The organism is Pseudomonas sp. Mn2068 (genome assembly GCF_049319725.1).
Classification (GTDB): Bacteria; Pseudomonadota; Gammaproteobacteria; order Pseudomonadales; family Pseudomonadaceae; genus Aquipseudomonas; species Aquipseudomonas gingeri.
The window spans coordinates 803,099-817,953 of record NZ_JBMOUG010000001.1 but is presented as its reverse complement, the minus strand read 5'-3'; the positions used below and the strand labels follow the sequence as shown (position 1 = coordinate 817,953).

Genomic DNA, 14,855 nt, shown 5'->3' with positions numbered 1-14,855 from the left:
TGGTCGAGGGTGAGCGTAGTTCAGAATCCCATATTGCGTAGTCCTTTAAGCTGAGTCAGATTGCAGTCGAGTGCACCTACGGTCGCCAGGTTGTTTTGCAGCACCACATTGAGCTGGGTCATGCTGTTGACCAGGTTGCCTCCGCCCAGCAGGGCTGTGGATTGCAGCACACCGCCCTGGGCGATCTGTTGCAAAGAGTTGCCCTGGTTGTTGTTGGCTGATATGGCCATCTTGATACCTGTGGAAAGCGCTGAGATGGTGACGCTGCCAGCGGCGCCGGTCCCGGTGATACTGCCACCGCTCGTCAACACTTGCCCCAACTGCTGGCTACTCCCAGGCGCCTGGTTGGCCTCCGTGACATTTATTGCCACGTTGTTGTAGGCACTGTTGCCGTCGCCGGCGGCCCGCACCACCTGGGTTACACCGGCGGATGCGTTAAGGCCGGCGCCACCGATCACCGTGCCGGAGCCCTGGGTAGGCGCGTTGCCATTGCCCTGAATACTGTAGGTGGACACGTAGAACTGCGGTTTGACCGTTGATTGCTGGATCTGCAGTGAAGTGGTTGCGCCAATGACATCGCCGCTGGCGTTCTTCCAACTGCTTTCCATCACGATACCGAAGCTGATGATGCGTCCGGGCATGACATAACGGCCACGCAGTTCGGACAGTTCCTGATCTTTTATTTCGACAGGCTTGAAGGGTAACGCCGCGTGCGCGGGCAAACAGGCGACTGCCAGACAACTCACTACCAGCCATTGTGGAGTTTTCATCTGTTGCTCCCGGAGCTTCCTGCTCCTTATCGTTATTGCACCTCAGAAGAAATCGCTCTGGATAAAGCCGAAGTCCATCAACTCCGCATCTTTGACCGGGTTGAAGGTGTCCAGCTTGTTTTTCGCCGTGAGCGGGGCCGGCGGGTCCAACAAGGCGTTGGTCTTGTCATAACCCGGGCCGACGATGGCGAAGACAATGCCATTCCAGCCCTTTTCGAAGTCTGCCGCGGCGTAGCGCTTGTGGCCGAGTACCGGGTCACCGATGTACACCCAGTCCTTGTCCGCGCGTTGCATCACGACGAAATGCTTGTAGCCACGAATATCCATCAGCACCACCACCGGAATGGTCACGCTCGGCAGGCTGTCAGCCGGAATCCGGTAGCCGCGGGCGCGCATGCCGATGCTTTCGACGTAGCGCTTCATGTCCAGCATGGAGAACCCTTGCTTCTTGACCAGTTCCTGGTCGGAGGTGGTCAGCATGCCTTTGATGATCTGTTCTTCGTTGACGTCCATCCAGTAGGCCTGACGCAGGATCGTTGCCAGTGCGGCGGCGCCGCAGCTGAAATCGGTTTTCTGCTCGACCAGGTCGGCAAAGCGCCGTTCGCGAATGCTTTGCACATGCTTGTAGAAAACGCCTGCGCCGGGAAGGCCGGGGACCGCCATGGTGGCGGCTTCGGTCAGGCCGCAGAGGCACAACATCAGAGCAAGAGTAAGAATACGCATGGTCGATAGGCCTTCTGATGCGGAAAAAAGAGCCCCGTTTCCGGGGCTCTCAGTTCTGTCGCGATTACATGCAGGCTTTGCAACCGGCAGCAATGGACAGGGAGTTGCTTTGTTGGTTGCCCACACCAGCCGAGATGTTCACGCCGCCGTTGCCGGAGAAGTGGTTCATCGAGTTGTTCATGCTGGCATTGTTGACCACTGGGTTTTTCCAGCCATCTGGAGTCAGCACTTGCTGGGTGGTGACGCCGGCCAGACCGAAGACACCCACGGCTTCGAATTTGGACTTGTCACCTTTGTCGCCTTTGCCACCTTTGTTGTCATGGCCATAGCCACCGCCGTTGCCACCGTGGTGGTCGTCGTCTTTGGTGGTTGCGGTACCCGAGGCAACGAAGACACCAGCTGCGGTAAAGGTGCCGGTAAGGGTGTCTTTTTTGTAGGTCACGAAGCCGTTGTTGTCGACGTTCAGGTTGTTGGAGGTCTGGTTGGCCGCGGCGGCGGCGGTGGCTACGCGCCCGCCGGATACGGCAATGGCCAGGTTGTTTTTCTGTTGGTTGAAGTTGCCGGCGGCGACGTTGACCCCGATGTTGCCGGAGCCGTCGTTGCCGGAGCCGTTCATCGACGCATTGTTTTGCGTGGAGTAGTTGTGAACAGTGTTGTACTGGTTGGTCTGAGTCGCGCTGGTGGCGGATACGGCGGTGCCGAAGATGAAGCTTTCGTCGGCGGTGGCCAGTGCGGCGGCGTTGTCTTGTTGGTTGCCGTCGCCGGCTGCAACGTTGGCGCCCATGTTGCCGCTGTCATTGTTCAGCGAGCCGTTCACGCTGCCGTTATTGACGGTACCCTGGTTGCTCACGGTGTTGTTGTGGCTGTACTGGGTATCGATCACTGCGGCGCCGGCGCCGGCGGTGATTTGCAGCAGGGTGCTGAGGTCAGGGCCTTTAGGGTCATGGCCATTGCCGTGACCGTTGCCATGGCCATTGCCGTGGTTATCGTTCCCGCCTGCCTGTGCAGCCATTGCCATGACGGCGGCCAGTGCAAACACCAGTGGTTTAAGAGCCATTGTAGGTTTCATGGTGTATCTCCGTGCTTATTAGTTGGTTAAGTGTTGGTACTTTCTAATTGCACTGCTCGGGTCAGTCAGCGACCCGGATACTGAGGGTGTTAGCCATGCGGTTCCCCACCCCTGCGCTCTGGTTCACCTGAATCACACCCCGGCTGCCGGTGAAGGCCTGGTCGCTGGTAACGACCTGGCGACTGCCTTGGGTGGAGGGTGAGCCCGAGTTTGGTAACAGCGCCACGTTCTGTTGCGACAGAGCGCTGTCATCGACGCTTTGCGGCGCAGCACTGATGCTGAGGCGCACGGCGTTGATCATCTGGTTGTTGGCCCCGGCGGACTGGTTGACGCCCACCATGCCGGTGCCATTGCTGAAAGAGTTGCCCTGGATGGCCGCCTTGGCGTTGATCGCCGTGCTGGCCCCGGTGTTGATCTTCTGGGTCAGGGAGGTCGAGGCACTGGCGTTGGTGCCAATGGCGATGGCGCGGCTGTTGATCTGTTGCTGCTGGTCGCCGGCGGCCTGGTTGACCATGATGCTGCCCTTGTACTGCTGGCCGGAGTTGTCGATCACGGCGTTGTCGCTGGTGGCCATGCTGGTGTCGGCGAAGGCTGCGAAGCTGCTGAACATGGCGAGGAAAAGTACTGAACGATTCATGTCATTGCCCCTTGCCGATGGCGTTGAGTGCGCCCATGCCGGCTGACAGGCCGCGGTTGACGGTATTGGCGATGCTGGCGCCGCTACCGCCACCATGTCCGGCGGTCATGCCGGGCAGGCCGTTGGGATTGCTCAGGCCTGGCATGTTGTTGGTATGAATGGTGATCACCCGGGTGACCGTGGAGCCGGTGCTGATGCCGGCGATATCGCCGTCGCTCAGTTCCATGTTGTTGGTCAGTGAGTTGATGCGCCCGGAAGGATTGGCGTTGACGGTGGTCGGGTTGGGATCAGGCTGAAGAGCGGGGCGGCCATAGCTTTGAGGCTGAACGGTACGGTTGAGTACGATCACGCCATTACCGTCGGCCTGGACCGTGAAGCTGAGCAGCGAACCGAGAGCGCAGCCGATCAGCAAGGTGCGGGTAAAACCTGTTGTTGTAAGAGTCCCCACGGTGGCTTTCCTTCTTCAGTGCGCTGGCCCTGTTCAGCGTTGTGAAGGAAAGAGCAGAAGCTGTGCCGCTTTTTATTTTTATTTATAAAACAACGGATTGGGCAGTTTCTTGAACGAGGCATGGCTTGACCTGTTTCAAGGGTGAGACAGGTCGAGGGCCGGGTGAGCGAGGAAGGTGGGCGCAGCCCCGTATTCCGGGGCCGGGGGAGAGGTGTATCAGCCGCTTTACAGTTCATCCGGTGCCGGCCCGCAAGTGTTGATTCTGGTCGCTTGCGGCGCGGCGAGGTGTTACATGAGCGGACACCCGGCTACCTGAACAGGGGCTTTTCAGCTTTCCGGCGTGGTTTTTCCGTGGCTTCCCAGGAGCTGTTCGACCGCGGCCATTGCCTGCTGGCGTCGCTGTTGCCAATCGCCATCGATCACCCGGACCGCCTGCTGGTGTTCTGTCAGCCACGCCAGGCTGGCGGCGAAGAAGTCGCGACGTTCGTCCAGCCGCGGTTGGCAGCGCTGGCCGTCGTCGGTCCAGGCCACGCCATCGGGGCTGAGCAGCAGATGAAGGTCATACTGCCGGGCCAGCAGGGCCGGTTCCAGCCACGCCGGGCAATCGCCGAACAAGGCCCGGCTCCAGAGGATATTGCTCAGCAGGTGGGTGTCGAGAATCAGCAGCGCTGGCTGCCGGGCACGCGCTGCATCTTCCCAGTCCAGTTGTCCGCGAGCGATCTCGGGGATATCGGCCAGGCAGGTGTCGCGCTGGTGCAGGTCGATGAAGTGACGCACGTACTCGCCCACCAGCAGGCCGCCAAAGCGTGCCTGCAACTCGCCCGACAGCCAGCTTTTGCCGCTGGACTCGGGGCCGGCCAGGACCACCACCTTCATGCCCGCAGCGCCGGGTCGGTCCGCCATTCACGCCAGCCCTGCACGGCCAGCAGGGTGAACAGGGCATAGAGCGCGGCGGTCAGGTACAGGTCCTTATAGATGAACAGGCCGACGAAGATCACATCGACCGCGATCCACAGTGGCCAGCACTGGATACGCTTCTGCGCCATCCAGAGCTGTGCCACCAGGCTGAAGGCGGTCAGCGCGGCATCCAGCCAGGGTTGCGCGGCGTCGGTCCAGTGGGCCATGGCGGCGCCCAGCAGCAGGCTGCCCAGGGCACCGGCGGCGAGCCCCGCGAGCAGGGGCTGCACGCCCAGAGTGCTGACCTGGCGGCCATGGCGGACCGCGCCACCACGGGTCCATTGCCACCAGCCGTAGAGCTGCAGCACCGCGTAGACCACTTGCAGCAGCATGTCCGAATACAGCTTCACGTCGAAGAAGATCCAGCTGTAGAGCAACACCATGACCAGGCCGATCGGCCAGCACCAGGGGTTCTGCTTGACCGTCAGCCAGACGGCGATCACGCCGAGCGCGGCGGCAAACAGTTCAAGCCCGGACATGGGGATTCCTTTGAATCGAAAAAGAGGGGGCGGATTGTAACCAGACTGTCGTGGGGAAGGGAGTGGGAAGTGGCGTGGGGAGTGGGGAGTGGGGAGTGGATTGATGGCTTCCGTACAGGTGCACGGAAGCCATCAGGGACTTGCCCGAGAGGAATCAGATCCGGAACTGCCTCAGCAGGCCGTTGAGCTGTTCGCTCAGGGCCTTGAGCTGGCTGCTGTCGACACTCGACTGTTCGGCGGCCAGCGCTGTGCTGTGGGACAGTCCCGCGGCCTCGGTGACGTTCTGGTTGATGTCCTCGACCACATGGGCCTGCTGCAGGGTGGCACTGGCAATCGAGGCATTGAGGCCGTTGAGGTTGCGCAGGGCCTGGCCGATGGCGTTCAGGCTTTCTCCCGCCAGCCCGGCTTGCTCGATGGTCAGTTGCGAGGCGCGACTGCTGTCGCCGATCACCTTGACCGCCGCTTCGGAGTGGTTCTGCAGGCGCTCGATCATCGACTGGATCTCCGCCGTGGACTTCTGTGTCCGCTGGGCCAGCAGGCGTACTTCGTCGGCCACCACGGCGAAACCGCGGCCCTGCTCACCGGCGCGGGCCGCTTCGATGGCGGCGTTCAGCGCCAGCAGATTGGTCTGCTCGGCGATGGAGCGGATCACTTCCAGGACGCTGCCGATCTGCGTGCTCTCGGCGGCGAGGGTCCGGATCACCTCGACCGCCTGGTCGATGGTGACGGACAGGTGATCGATCTGTTGCAGGCTGTTATCGATATTCAACTGGCCCTGGCGGGCCTGGGCCTCGGCGTCACGCATTTCGCTGGCGGCCTGTTCGGCGTTCTTGGCGACATCCTGGACGCCATAGGTGACTTCGTTGATCGCTGTCGCGACCATCTCCATCTGCTGCGATTGCTGCTGGCTGCGCGCCTGGGCCTGGACCGCATTGTTGCCCAAGTCGCTGGAGGACTGCCCGAGGGCGCCGGCCGAGTCCTGCAACTGGCTGACGACGCCGCGCAACTTGCTGGTAAAGGCATTGAAGTGTCGGGCCAGCTGGGTCACTTCGTCCTGGCCGTGGGTATCGAGGCTGCGGGTCAGGTCGCTTTCGCCGCTGGCGATATTGGCCATGGCATCCACGGTTTCCTGCAACGGGCGCACGATACTGCGACCGATCAACAGCACCAGCAGGGCCATGAGTGCGGCAATAGCGATGCCGATCAGCGAGGCGTTGCGGACCTGGCCGTAGAATTCGGCCTGCATGTCATCGATATAGACGCCGGAGCCGATGATCCAGCCCCAGGGCTGGAACAACTGCACGTAGGAGGTCTTCTCCACCGGGGCACTGGCCCCCGGTTTCGGCCAGCGATAGTCGATCATGCCGGCGCCCTTGGCCTTGGCGAGGATGACCATCTCGTTGAACAGCGCATAACCGTCGGGGTCCTTGATCCCGGACAGGTCCTGGCCTTCGAGCTTGGGATTGGCCGGGTGCATGACCATCACCGGCCGCAGGTCATTGATCCAGAAATAGTCATTCTGGTCATAACGCAGCCCCCGTACCGCGCTCAGCGCCTGTTTCTGCGCCGCCTCGCGGGTCAGGGTGCCGGCCGTTTCCAGGCCGTGGAAATAATCGAGGATCCCGCTGGCGGTCTGGACCACATGCTGGGTCTTCTGCGCCTTGGCGTGATAAAGGTCGTCGTGGATCTGCTTGAGCATCAACAGGCCCAGGGTCAGCAGCATCACCACCGCCACAATCAGGATGAGCCACAAGCGTCGACTGATCGACACACTGCGCAAGCTTTTCATAAGACCACCATTCCCTTTTCTTGTTGTTGTGTCATCGCGGGGTCCATACCAGCAGGTTTTCCCCGCGGTGCCCAGCCTGCTTATGGCTACTATCGGGGCAGCGACAAACAGGCATGTCTGATAGGATTTCGGCCCGAAACCGCCAAACCTGAGTTCATGTCTGATTTTTCAGGCATTTTTCACGGTTTGGCGACAGGTGGTGAGACAGGCTCGACGCGGAATGACGCCAGTGGCCGATCCGCGGCTTTCGATTTTTGTAAGGACCCGCAGGGGCGGGCCTTGAGGGGGAATGATGGATCTTTGGACCGCCGCACAGGCGTTGATACTGGGTATTGTCGAGGGCTTGACCGAATTCCTGCCGATTTCCAGCACCGGACACCAGATCATCGTGGCGGATCTGCTCGGTTTTGGCGGTGAGCGGGCGATTGCCTTCAATATCATTATTCAGCTCGCGGCGATCCTGGCGGTGGTCTGGGAGTTTCGCCAGAAGATTTTCACCGTGGTGCGCGATCTGCCGAGCCAGCGCACGGCACAACGCTTCACCGTCAACCTGCTGGTGGCATTCATGCCGGCGGTGGTTCTCGGGGTGCTGTTCAAGGAGGTCATCGCCACCTATCTGTTCAACCCGATTACCGTCGCCACGGCGCTGGTGGTCGGCGGCCTGGTCATTCTCTGGGCCGAGCGCCGGGAGCATGTGGTGCGTGCCGAGACCGTCGATGAAATCACCTGGAAAGATGCCTTGAAAGTCGGTTTCGCCCAGTGCCTGGCGATGATTCCCGGTACTTCGCGCTCGGGTGCGACGATTATCGGCGGCCTGTTGTTCGGCCTGTCGCGCAAGACCGCCACCGAGTTCTCGTTCTTCCTGGCGATGCCGACCATGGTCGCCGCCGCGGTGTATTCCGGCTATGGCTTCCGCCACCAGTTCCAGATGGCCGACCTGCCGGTATTCGCCGTGGGCTTCGTGACGTCCTTCGTGTTCGCGATGATCGCCGTGCGTGGCCTGCTGAAATTCATCGCCAGCCACAGCTACGCGGCGTTCGCCTGGTATCGGATCGTGTTCGGCCTGGTGATCCTGGCCACCTGGCAGTTCGGCTGGGTCGACTGGTCGACCAAGGGATGAACGGCCCGCAGACCCCGGAACGCAACCGCCCGGCGTCCGCTGGCCGCCTGCAGCACCTCAGGCTCAAATGGGCGATCTGGCTGGTGCTCTGCGTGCTGCCGGGCTTCGGCGCGCTGAAGATGTGGCTGTCCGGTGGTGTTTCCTGGCCGTTGTGGGGCTATGGCGTCGCGAGCCTGATGGCGTTCTTCCTCTACTGGAGCGATAAGCGCAAGGCGCGCAACGACACCTGGCGCACGCCGGAGAAGGTCCTGCACGGTGTCGAGTTGCTGGGGGGGTGGCCGGGAGCGCTGATCGCCCAGCAGGCTTTCCGGCACAAGACCCGCAAGCTGTCCTTCCAACTGGTGTTCTGGGCCATCGTGCTGCTGCACCAGGTGTTCTGGATCGACCAGCTGTTTCTTGGCGCCAGCCTGGCCCACTTGTCCTTTCTATAGCGCCAGGCCTAGAGCAGCAGGCCGACCTGGGTGCGTTTGGGCAGCTTGCCGACCACCAGTTGATGGGAGCGCTTGAGCAGTTCCTGCAGTTCCCCGGTGCCCAGGGGGTAGGGCGCCGTCATGGTGATCCAGTAGGCACGGGCCAGATAAGGTGCGGGGCGGATGCCCGGACGGTCGATATGGCCGAGGAACAGATCCTTGTCGACCTTGAATGACAGGGTGTCGCCGCTCAGGTTGAGCAGCGCGAACATCTTGGTCCCGGCAATGGAAAACACCCGTACGCCGCCCCATTTGTAGTCCTCCCGGGCTCCGGGCAGGTCAAGGCAGAAACGCGCCACTGCCTCCGCGTTCATCGTTGCTTCTTTCACAGGGTCTTGTCTCCGCATCCTTTGAATACTTCGGCCAGGTGATCGATCCAGGCCCGCACGGCCGGCAATACCCCGCGTCGATGGGGGTAGACCGCCTGCAACCAGCCGCCGGGCAACGACCACTGGGGCAGGATCCGCACAAACGTACCATTGGCCAGCTCTTCCTCGCAGTACAACATGGGCAGCACGGTAAAGCCCAGGCCGGCGAGTGCGCAGGCCTTGCGCACGACAAAGTCGTCTACCCCCAGACGGGCCTCGAGGCTCAACTCGCGTTTGTGCCCATCTTCGTCCAGCAGGCTCAGGTGGACCAGCCGGTCCGCCTCGAGGGCGCCGAGAATCGGCGCGTCCTTGAGATCCTCCAGGCTGTTGACCGGGTGTTCCTGGAGGAAGGCCGGTGTCGCCAGCATGAAGGTCTGTGCCTGGCGCAGCCGCCGGGTCACCAGCAACGGGTCTTCGTCGCCGTGTTCGCGGACCCGCAGGGCCACATCGATACCTTCGGTGACCAGGTCGACGCGGCGGTTGACCATCAACACTTCCAGCTGGACCAGCGGGTGCGCCGCGAGGAAGCTGGAAATCACCCACGGCATGAATTCCTGGGCCAGTCCCACCGGGCACGATACCCGCAGCCGCCCGCGGGGTTCGCTGGACATGCTGGCCACGGCCTCGTCGGCCATTTCCGCCTCCAGCAGCATCGCCTGGCAATGGCGCAGGTAGCGTTCGCCGACGGCGGTCAGTTTCAATTGCCGCGTGGTGCGTTGCAGCAGGCGTGCGCCGAGACGGTCCTCGAGTTCGGCGATGCGTCGCGACAGGCGCGACTTGGGAATCCCCAGCAAACGCCCGGCGGCGGCGAAGCCACCGGCTTCCACCACCTTGGCGAAGTAGTAGAGATCGTTGAGGTCCTGCATGATCGTTACTCGGTTGTTCTATGAGTGGGACAAACTATCGCATTTTAGCCGACTAATCAGCCATTGGTTTCACAAGTAGGATTATCTCAACTTGATCGCCGGGTGGCGATCCTCACTTGGAGATCCCACATGAAACTCTTGCATATCGATTCCAGCATCCTCGGTGACAACTCGGCCTCGCGCCAGCTGAGCCGTCGCGTGGTTGAAGCGTGGCAGGCCGCCGAGCCTTCGAGCGTGGTGACTTACCGTGACCTGGCCAACGACGCCATCAGCCACTTTTCCAGCCTGACCCTGGTCGCTGGTGGCACCGCCGCCGAGCTGCGTGACGCGGCCCAGCGCCATGAAGCCGAGCTCAGCGTTTCGACCATCGAGGAATTCCTCGCCGCCGACGCCATCGTGATCGCCGCGCCGATGTACAACTTCACCATCCCGACCCAGCTCAAGGCCTGGATCGATCGCATCGCCGTCGCCGGCAAGACCTTCCGCTACACCGAAAACGGCCCTGAAGGCCTGGCCGGTGGCAAGAAGCTGGTGATCGTGTCGACTTCCGGTGGCCTGCACGTCGGCCAGCCGACCGGTGTGGCTCACGAAGACTACCTGAAGGTGCTGTTCGGTTTCCTCGGCATCACCGACATCGAATTCGTCCGCGCCCACGGCCTGGGCTACGGTGAAGAGGTTCGCGCCAAGGCCATGAGCGACGCCCAGGCACTGATCAACGACACGTTGTTCGCCGCCGCGTAAAGCTTTTGTAAACGGGCAAGAAACTTCCGGTAACAAACACTAAACTCTGTACTCTGATCATGTGAATGATCAGGTACGGAGTTTTTTGCGTCTGGTGATCATGGTTTGGCGCGACTTATGCAATCTGATGATTGCTCTTCGGCATAGGCGCTCTGAAAAACCTCGAACAGTCAGTCGAAGTCTCAAGTGGAGCTTCAGTTTCAGGGAATGGCAGAGAAATTGGTGTGCTAATTACGCAGCAAAGGTGGGCATCCCCATGATGCGTCTTTGTGCAGTGTTACTGATCTGTTTGTCCGGCAGCCTCATGACGGTGCAGGCAGCCCCCCCGGCTCATTGGAGCGTGGGTTTCCATCGCCTGACGTTTCTTGATCCGCTGGATCTGCAGCCGATGAAGGCGATTGCCTTCTATCCGTCCACCGGGCGCGAACAGCCGAGCAAGATCGGCGGCTACACCATCCAGGCCAGCGAAGACTCGCGCATCGCCATCGGCCGCTATCCGCTGCTGATGCTGTCCCATGGCAATACCGGTACGCCGCTGGCCCTGCATGACCTGGCGACCTCGCTGGCGCGCAAGGGCTTTATCGTCGTGGCAGTGCTGCATCCGGGCGACAACTACAAGGATCACAGCCGCCTGGGGACCTTGAGCAACCTCTATGGTCGGCCGATGCAGATTTCCGAAGCCATCACCGCCACCCTCGGCGACCCGATGCTGTCGCCTTACGTCGAGGCGGAGCAGGTCGGGGTGATCGGTTATTCCGCCGGCGGCGAGACCGCGCTGATTCTTTCCGGTGCGCAACCGAACCTGGATCGCCTGCGGCGCTATTGCCAGGAGCGTCCGGAGGACAAGGACGCCTGCAACACCAAGGGTGAGCTGATCGTCGATCGCGACGACCTGCAGCCGGTTTCCGATCCGCGCGTCCATGCATTGATGCTGATGGCGCCCCTGGGGCTGATGTTCGGGCGCCACACCCTGGCCGATGTGCATGTGCCGGTGCTGATGTACAGCGGCGACGGCGACAAGCTGGTGTTCCCCGACAAGAATGCCGCGGCCCTGGCGCGCAAGCTGCCGGTGGCACCGCAGTTCAAGATGATCGCCGGGGCCGGGCACTTCGTGTTCATGGCACCCTGCAGCGAAGAGCAGCTCAAGGCCACGCCGGGCCTGTGCACCGATCCGGAAGGGGTCAACCGCGTGGATATCCATCGCGACCTGATCTCCGAGGCCGGACGCTTCTTCAGCAAGACCCTCAGCGTGCCGAACCGCGGCGGTATGCAGACCGCCGACCAGTGACTCAGCGCGCTGTCGGGCGACGCGCCAGCAGCACGGTGACGGACAGGCCGGTGATCGACAGCAGCGCCGCGGTGAAGAAAATCCACGCATAGCCCAGGTTCAGCGCCACCGCCCCCATCACCGGGCCGGCGATGGCCAGCGCCAGGTCGAAAAACACCGCATAGGCGCTCAATCCCGCACCACGACTGGAGTTCGGCACCTGGCGGATGGCTTCCACGCCAATGGCCGGGTAGACCAGCGACAGGCCGAATCCGGCCAGCCCGGCCCCGGTCAGGGCCACCGCGGTGGACGGCGACAGCCAGAGCAGGGCCAGGCCCAGGGTTTCGATGCTCATGCAGGCGATCGCCACCTTGAAGCCGCCGAAGCGGTTGATGCTGCCGATGAAGAACAACCGCGCGAGGATGAAGCAGGTGCCGAAGACCGTCAGGCAATAGGCCGCGCCGGTCCAGCCGCGACTGATGTAGAACAGGGTAATAAAGGTGGTCAGGGTGCCGTAGCCGATGGACGCCAGGGTCAGGCTCGCGCCATAGGGCGCAATGCGTCCGAACACCGCCCAGAAGGGCAGGCGCTCGCCGCGCACCACCGGCACCGAGGGTTTGTTGCGGATCAGCAGCAGGGCGCCGGCGGCCAGCGTCGACAGGGCGATACCAAGGCTGGCGAAGCCATGTTCGGCGACCATCAGTACACCCAGTGGCGCACCGATGGCGATGGCGCCATAGGAGGCGATACCGTTCCAGGAAATCACCCGGGCGGTCTGGTCGGCGCCGACCTGGCCGATCCCCCAGCTGATGGTGCCCACGCCGATCAGGCCCTGGGCGACCCCCAGCAGCAGGCGTCCGGCAATCAGGATGCCCAGGCTCAGCAGGGGCAGGTGTTGCACCAGGGTCGACAGCAGGGTCAGTCCGCCGCTGAGGAAAATCCCCGACAGGCCATAGATGATCGAACGCTTGGTGCCGATGCTATCGGCCATGCGCCCGGCCATGGGGCGGCTGAGGAGCGTGGCCAGGTACTGCGAGCCGATGGTCAGTCCGGCGATCACCGCGCTGAAGCCCAGTTGTTCATGCACATAGCCGGGCAAGACCGCGATCGGCAGGCCGATGCAGAGAAAGGCGACAAACGTGTAGAAGACGATGGAAACGATTTGCAGGGTGACAGTCAGGTTGCCGGGCTGGCGGGGAGGTTGCTGGGCGGACATGAGGGCTCGTTCGCGGGCGGGCGGTTGGAGAGCTTCATCATGGCGGGGTGGCGGGATAAAAGAAAGCAGGCTAACTAATTTTTCTGGATCTGCGAAGCTGGAGGTTCAGCACGATCCCTGTAGGAGCTGGCTTGCCAGCGATGAGGCCTCAATGCCTTGCATCGTCCGTCCGGACGCCATCGCCAGCAAGCCGGCTCCTACAGGGAGGCGGGGTTAGAAGACCACGCCCTGGCTACGCAGGTAGTCGTCATAGGTGCCGCTGAAGTCGATCACGCCGCTCGGGCTCAGCTCGATGATGCGGGTGGCCAGGGACGAGACGAACTCGCGGTCGTGGCTGACGAAGATCAGCGTGCCCGGGTAGTTTTCCAGCGCCAGGTTGAGCGCCTCGATGGATTCCATGTCCAGGTGGTTGGTCGGTTCGTCCATCACCAGCACGTTGGGTTTTTGCAGGATCAGCTTGCCGAACAGCATGCGGCCTTGCTCGCCACCGGAAATCACCTTGACCGACTTGAGGATCTCGTCGTTGGAGAACAGCATGCGGCCGAGGGTGCCGCGTACCAGTTGCTCGCCACCCTGGGTCCACTGGCCCATCCAGTCGAACAGGTTGACGTCGTCTTCGAAGTCATGGGCGTGGTCCTGGGCGTAGTAGCCCAGCTCGGCGGCGTCGGTCCATTTCACCGTGCCGGCATCCGGGGTCAGTTCGTTGACCAGGGTGCGCAGCAGAGTGGTCTTGCCGATGCCGTTCGGGCCGATGATCGCCACGCGCTCGCCGGCTTCGACGGTGAAGCTGAAGTCCTTGAACAGCGTGACGCCGTCAAAGCCCTTGGCCATATGCTCGACGATGACCGCCTGGCGATGCAGCTTCTTGGTCTGTTCGAAGCGGATGAACGGGCTGACGCGGCTCGATGGCTTGACCTCGGCCAGCTGGATCTTGTCGATCTGCTTGGCGCGGGAAGTGGCCTGCTTGGCTTTCGAGGCGTTGGCCGAGAAGCGGCTGACGAACGATTGCAGCTCGGAAATCTGCGCCTTCTTCTTGGCGTTGTCCGACAGCAGTTGCTCGCGCGACTGGGTCGCCACGGTCATGTACTCGTCGTAGTTGCCCGGGAACAGGCGCAGCTCGCCGTAATCCAGGTCAGCCATGTGGGTGCACACGCTGTTCAGGAAGTGACGGTCGTGAGAGATGATGATCATCAGGCTGGAGCGCTGGGTCAGGATGTTTTCCAGCCAGCGGATGGTGTTGATGTCCAGGTGGTTGGTCGGCTCGTCGAGGAGCAGAACTTCCGGATCAGAGAACAGCGCCTGGGCCAGCAGTACCCGCAGCTTCCAGCCCGGGGACACTTCGCTCATCGGGCCGAAGTGCTGCTCGATGCCGATGCCCAGGCCCAGCAGCAGTTCGCCGGCACGGGATTCGGCGGTGTAGCCGTCCATCTCGGCGAACTCGGTTTCCAGCTCGGCCACGGCCATGCCGTCTTCTTCGGTCATTTCCGGCAGCGAGTAGATGCGGTCGCGCTCGGCCTTGACCTTCCACAGCTCTTCGTGACCCATGATCACGGTGTCGATCACGCTGAATTCTTCGTAGGCGAACTGATCCTGGCGCAGTTTACCCAGGCGCACGTTCGGCTCCAGCATGACCTGGCCGCCGGACGGCTCGAGGTCGCCGCCGAGGATTTTCATGAACGTGGACTTGCCGCACCCGTTGGCGCCGATCAGGCCGTAGCGGTTACCACTGCCGAATTTGACCGAAACGTTCTCGAAGAGCGGCTTGGCGCCGAACTGCATGGTGATGTTAGCTGTGGAGATCAAGGAGCTTACCTATCAATAACTGAACTGTGGCCGGAGGCTGCAGATACCCGTTCGATACCCGTTTGCAACGTTTCCAGCTCGCTCCAACCGGAGCGTGAGGTTATCCAGCGGGCATAAGTCGACAGCAAGCTA

Annotated in this window: 16 protein-coding genes; 4 read left to right on the top strand and 12 right to left on the bottom strand. The window is 62.0% G+C overall.

Translation table 11 applies throughout. The features are described 5' to 3' along the window. Positions 1-20 precede the first annotated feature (20 nt). From ACL9RJ_RS03485 to ACL9RJ_RS03450, 8 genes are all read right to left on the bottom strand, one after another. Entirely contained in the window at positions 21-770 is a 750-nt protein-coding gene (locus ACL9RJ_RS03485) for a hypothetical protein (RefSeq protein ID WP_042935875.1), read from the bottom strand. Between the two features lie 42 nt (positions 771-812). Further along, the gene (locus tag ACL9RJ_RS03480) at positions 813-1,493 is read right to left on the bottom strand and encodes a C39 family peptidase (protein WP_042935873.1); all 681 of its coding nucleotides are present in this window, start codon (positions 1,491-1,493) and stop codon (positions 813-815) included. A 64-nt stretch (positions 1,494-1,557) separates the two neighbouring features. Continuing rightward, positions 1,558-2,562 carry a heme utilization protein gene (locus ACL9RJ_RS03475; RefSeq protein WP_103032568.1) on the bottom strand — a complete coding sequence of 335 codons (1,005 nt, stop codon included), beginning with the start codon at positions 2,560-2,562 and terminating at the stop codon, positions 1,558-1,560. 61 nt (positions 2,563-2,623) lie between these two features. Further along, on the bottom strand, positions 2,624-3,199 hold the full coding sequence (locus tag ACL9RJ_RS03470) for a hypothetical protein (RefSeq protein WP_042935866.1): 576 nt from the start codon (positions 3,197-3,199) through the stop codon (positions 2,624-2,626). A gap of 1 nt (position 3,200) precedes the next feature. Then, positions 3,201-3,647: a hypothetical protein gene (locus ACL9RJ_RS03465; protein WP_422764884.1), complete on the bottom strand. Its 447-nt coding sequence runs from the start codon at positions 3,645-3,647 to the stop codon at positions 3,201-3,203. A 327-nt stretch (positions 3,648-3,974) separates the two neighbouring features. After that, entirely contained in the window at positions 3,975-4,523 is a 549-nt protein-coding gene (locus ACL9RJ_RS03460) for an AAA family ATPase (RefSeq protein WP_177083177.1), read from the bottom strand. Beyond that, entirely contained in the window at positions 4,520-5,083 is a 564-nt protein-coding gene (pnuC, locus tag ACL9RJ_RS03455) for a nicotinamide riboside transporter PnuC (protein ID WP_017127371.1), read from the bottom strand. The genes ACL9RJ_RS03460 and pnuC overlap by 4 nt, the downstream gene beginning before the upstream one ends. 154 nt (positions 5,084-5,237) lie before the next feature. Beyond that, on the bottom strand, positions 5,238-6,872 hold the full coding sequence (locus ACL9RJ_RS03450; RefSeq protein WP_017127370.1) for a methyl-accepting chemotaxis protein: 1,635 nt from the start codon (positions 6,870-6,872) through the stop codon (positions 5,238-5,240). 292 nt (positions 6,873-7,164) lie between these two features. On the opposite strand from ACL9RJ_RS03450, the gene ACL9RJ_RS03445 reads away from it, so the two are divergent. Both ACL9RJ_RS03445 and ACL9RJ_RS03440 read left to right on the top strand, forming a co-directional pair. Continuing rightward, positions 7,165-7,992 (top strand): undecaprenyl-diphosphate phosphatase, encoded by an 828-nt coding sequence (locus tag ACL9RJ_RS03445; protein ID WP_042935980.1) that lies wholly within the window; start codon positions 7,165-7,167, stop codon positions 7,990-7,992. Beyond that, entirely contained in the window at positions 7,989-8,423 is a 435-nt protein-coding gene (locus ACL9RJ_RS03440; protein ID WP_178991744.1) for a DUF1294 domain-containing protein, read from the top strand. Before ACL9RJ_RS03445 ends, ACL9RJ_RS03440 begins: the two co-directional genes overlap by 4 nt. 8 nt (positions 8,424-8,431) lie before the next feature. Here the strand turns inward: ACL9RJ_RS03440 and ACL9RJ_RS03435 are convergent, their stop codons facing one another. Then, positions 8,432-8,776 (bottom strand): MmcQ/YjbR family DNA-binding protein, encoded by a 345-nt coding sequence (locus ACL9RJ_RS03435; protein WP_177082247.1) that lies wholly within the window; start codon positions 8,774-8,776, stop codon positions 8,432-8,434. 11 nt (positions 8,777-8,787) lie between these two features. Further along, entirely contained in the window at positions 8,788-9,696 is a 909-nt protein-coding gene (locus ACL9RJ_RS03430; protein ID WP_017127366.1) for a LysR substrate-binding domain-containing protein, read from the bottom strand. Positions 9,697-9,825: 129 nt separating this feature from the next. Here ACL9RJ_RS03430 and ACL9RJ_RS03425 point away from each other — a divergent pair, with 129 nt between their 5' ends. Beyond that, a complete protein-coding gene (locus tag ACL9RJ_RS03425; protein WP_017127365.1) occupies positions 9,826-10,437 on the top strand; it encodes an FMN-dependent NADH-azoreductase in 612 nt (203 codons plus the stop codon). Between the two features lie 256 nt (positions 10,438-10,693). Then, on the top strand, positions 10,694-11,725 hold the full coding sequence (locus ACL9RJ_RS03420; protein WP_103032569.1) for an alpha/beta hydrolase family protein: 1,032 nt from the start codon (positions 10,694-10,696) through the stop codon (positions 11,723-11,725). 1 nt (position 11,726) lies between these two features. Here ACL9RJ_RS03420 and ACL9RJ_RS03415 read toward each other — a convergent pair whose 3' ends face one another. Continuing rightward, on the bottom strand, positions 11,727-12,920 hold the full coding sequence (locus tag ACL9RJ_RS03415; RefSeq protein WP_017127363.1) for an MFS transporter: 1,194 nt from the start codon (positions 12,918-12,920) through the stop codon (positions 11,727-11,729). A 213-nt stretch (positions 12,921-13,133) separates the two neighbouring features. After that, a complete protein-coding gene (locus ACL9RJ_RS03410; RefSeq protein ID WP_083875394.1) occupies positions 13,134-14,723 on the bottom strand; it encodes an ABC-F family ATPase in 1,590 nt (529 codons plus the stop codon). Positions 14,724-14,855 lie beyond the last annotated feature (132 nt).

Coding starts and splice junctions, on each gene's coding strand:
- ACL9RJ_RS03485 (WP_042935875.1), bottom strand. CDS start 770: ATGAAAACTCCACAATGGCTGGTAGTGAGTTGTCTGGCAGTCGCCTGT.
- ACL9RJ_RS03480 (WP_042935873.1), bottom strand. CDS start 1,493: ATGCGTATTCTTACTCTTGCTCTGATGTTGTGCCTCTGCGGCCTGACC.
- ACL9RJ_RS03475 (WP_103032568.1), bottom strand. CDS start 2,562: ATGAAACCTACAATGGCTCTTAAACCACTGGTGTTTGCACTGGCCGCC.
- ACL9RJ_RS03470 (WP_042935866.1), bottom strand. CDS start 3,199: ATGAATCGTTCAGTACTTTTCCTCGCCATGTTCAGCAGCTTCGCAGCC.
- ACL9RJ_RS03460 (WP_177083177.1), bottom strand. CDS start 4,523: ATGAAGGTGGTGGTCCTGGCCGGCCCCGAGTCCAGCGGCAAAAGCTGG.
- pnuC (WP_017127371.1), bottom strand. CDS start 5,083: ATGTCCGGGCTTGAACTGTTTGCCGCCGCGCTCGGCGTGATCGCCGTC.
- ACL9RJ_RS03450 (WP_017127370.1), bottom strand. CDS start 6,872: ATGAAAAGCTTGCGCAGTGTGTCGATCAGTCGACGCTTGTGGCTCATC.
- ACL9RJ_RS03445 (WP_042935980.1), top strand. CDS start 7,165: ATGGATCTTTGGACCGCCGCACAGGCGTTGATACTGGGTATTGTCGAG.
- ACL9RJ_RS03440 (WP_178991744.1), top strand. CDS start 7,989: ATGAACGGCCCGCAGACCCCGGAACGCAACCGCCCGGCGTCCGCTGGC.
- ACL9RJ_RS03435 (WP_177082247.1), bottom strand. CDS start 8,776: ATGAACGCGGAGGCAGTGGCGCGTTTCTGCCTTGACCTGCCCGGAGCC.
- ACL9RJ_RS03430 (WP_017127366.1), bottom strand. CDS start 9,696: ATGCAGGACCTCAACGATCTCTACTACTTCGCCAAGGTGGTGGAAGCC.
- ACL9RJ_RS03425 (WP_017127365.1), top strand. CDS start 9,826: ATGAAACTCTTGCATATCGATTCCAGCATCCTCGGTGACAACTCGGCC.
- ACL9RJ_RS03420 (WP_103032569.1), top strand. CDS start 10,694: ATGATGCGTCTTTGTGCAGTGTTACTGATCTGTTTGTCCGGCAGCCTC.
- ACL9RJ_RS03415 (WP_017127363.1), bottom strand. CDS start 12,920: ATGTCCGCCCAGCAACCTCCCCGCCAGCCCGGCAACCTGACTGTCACC.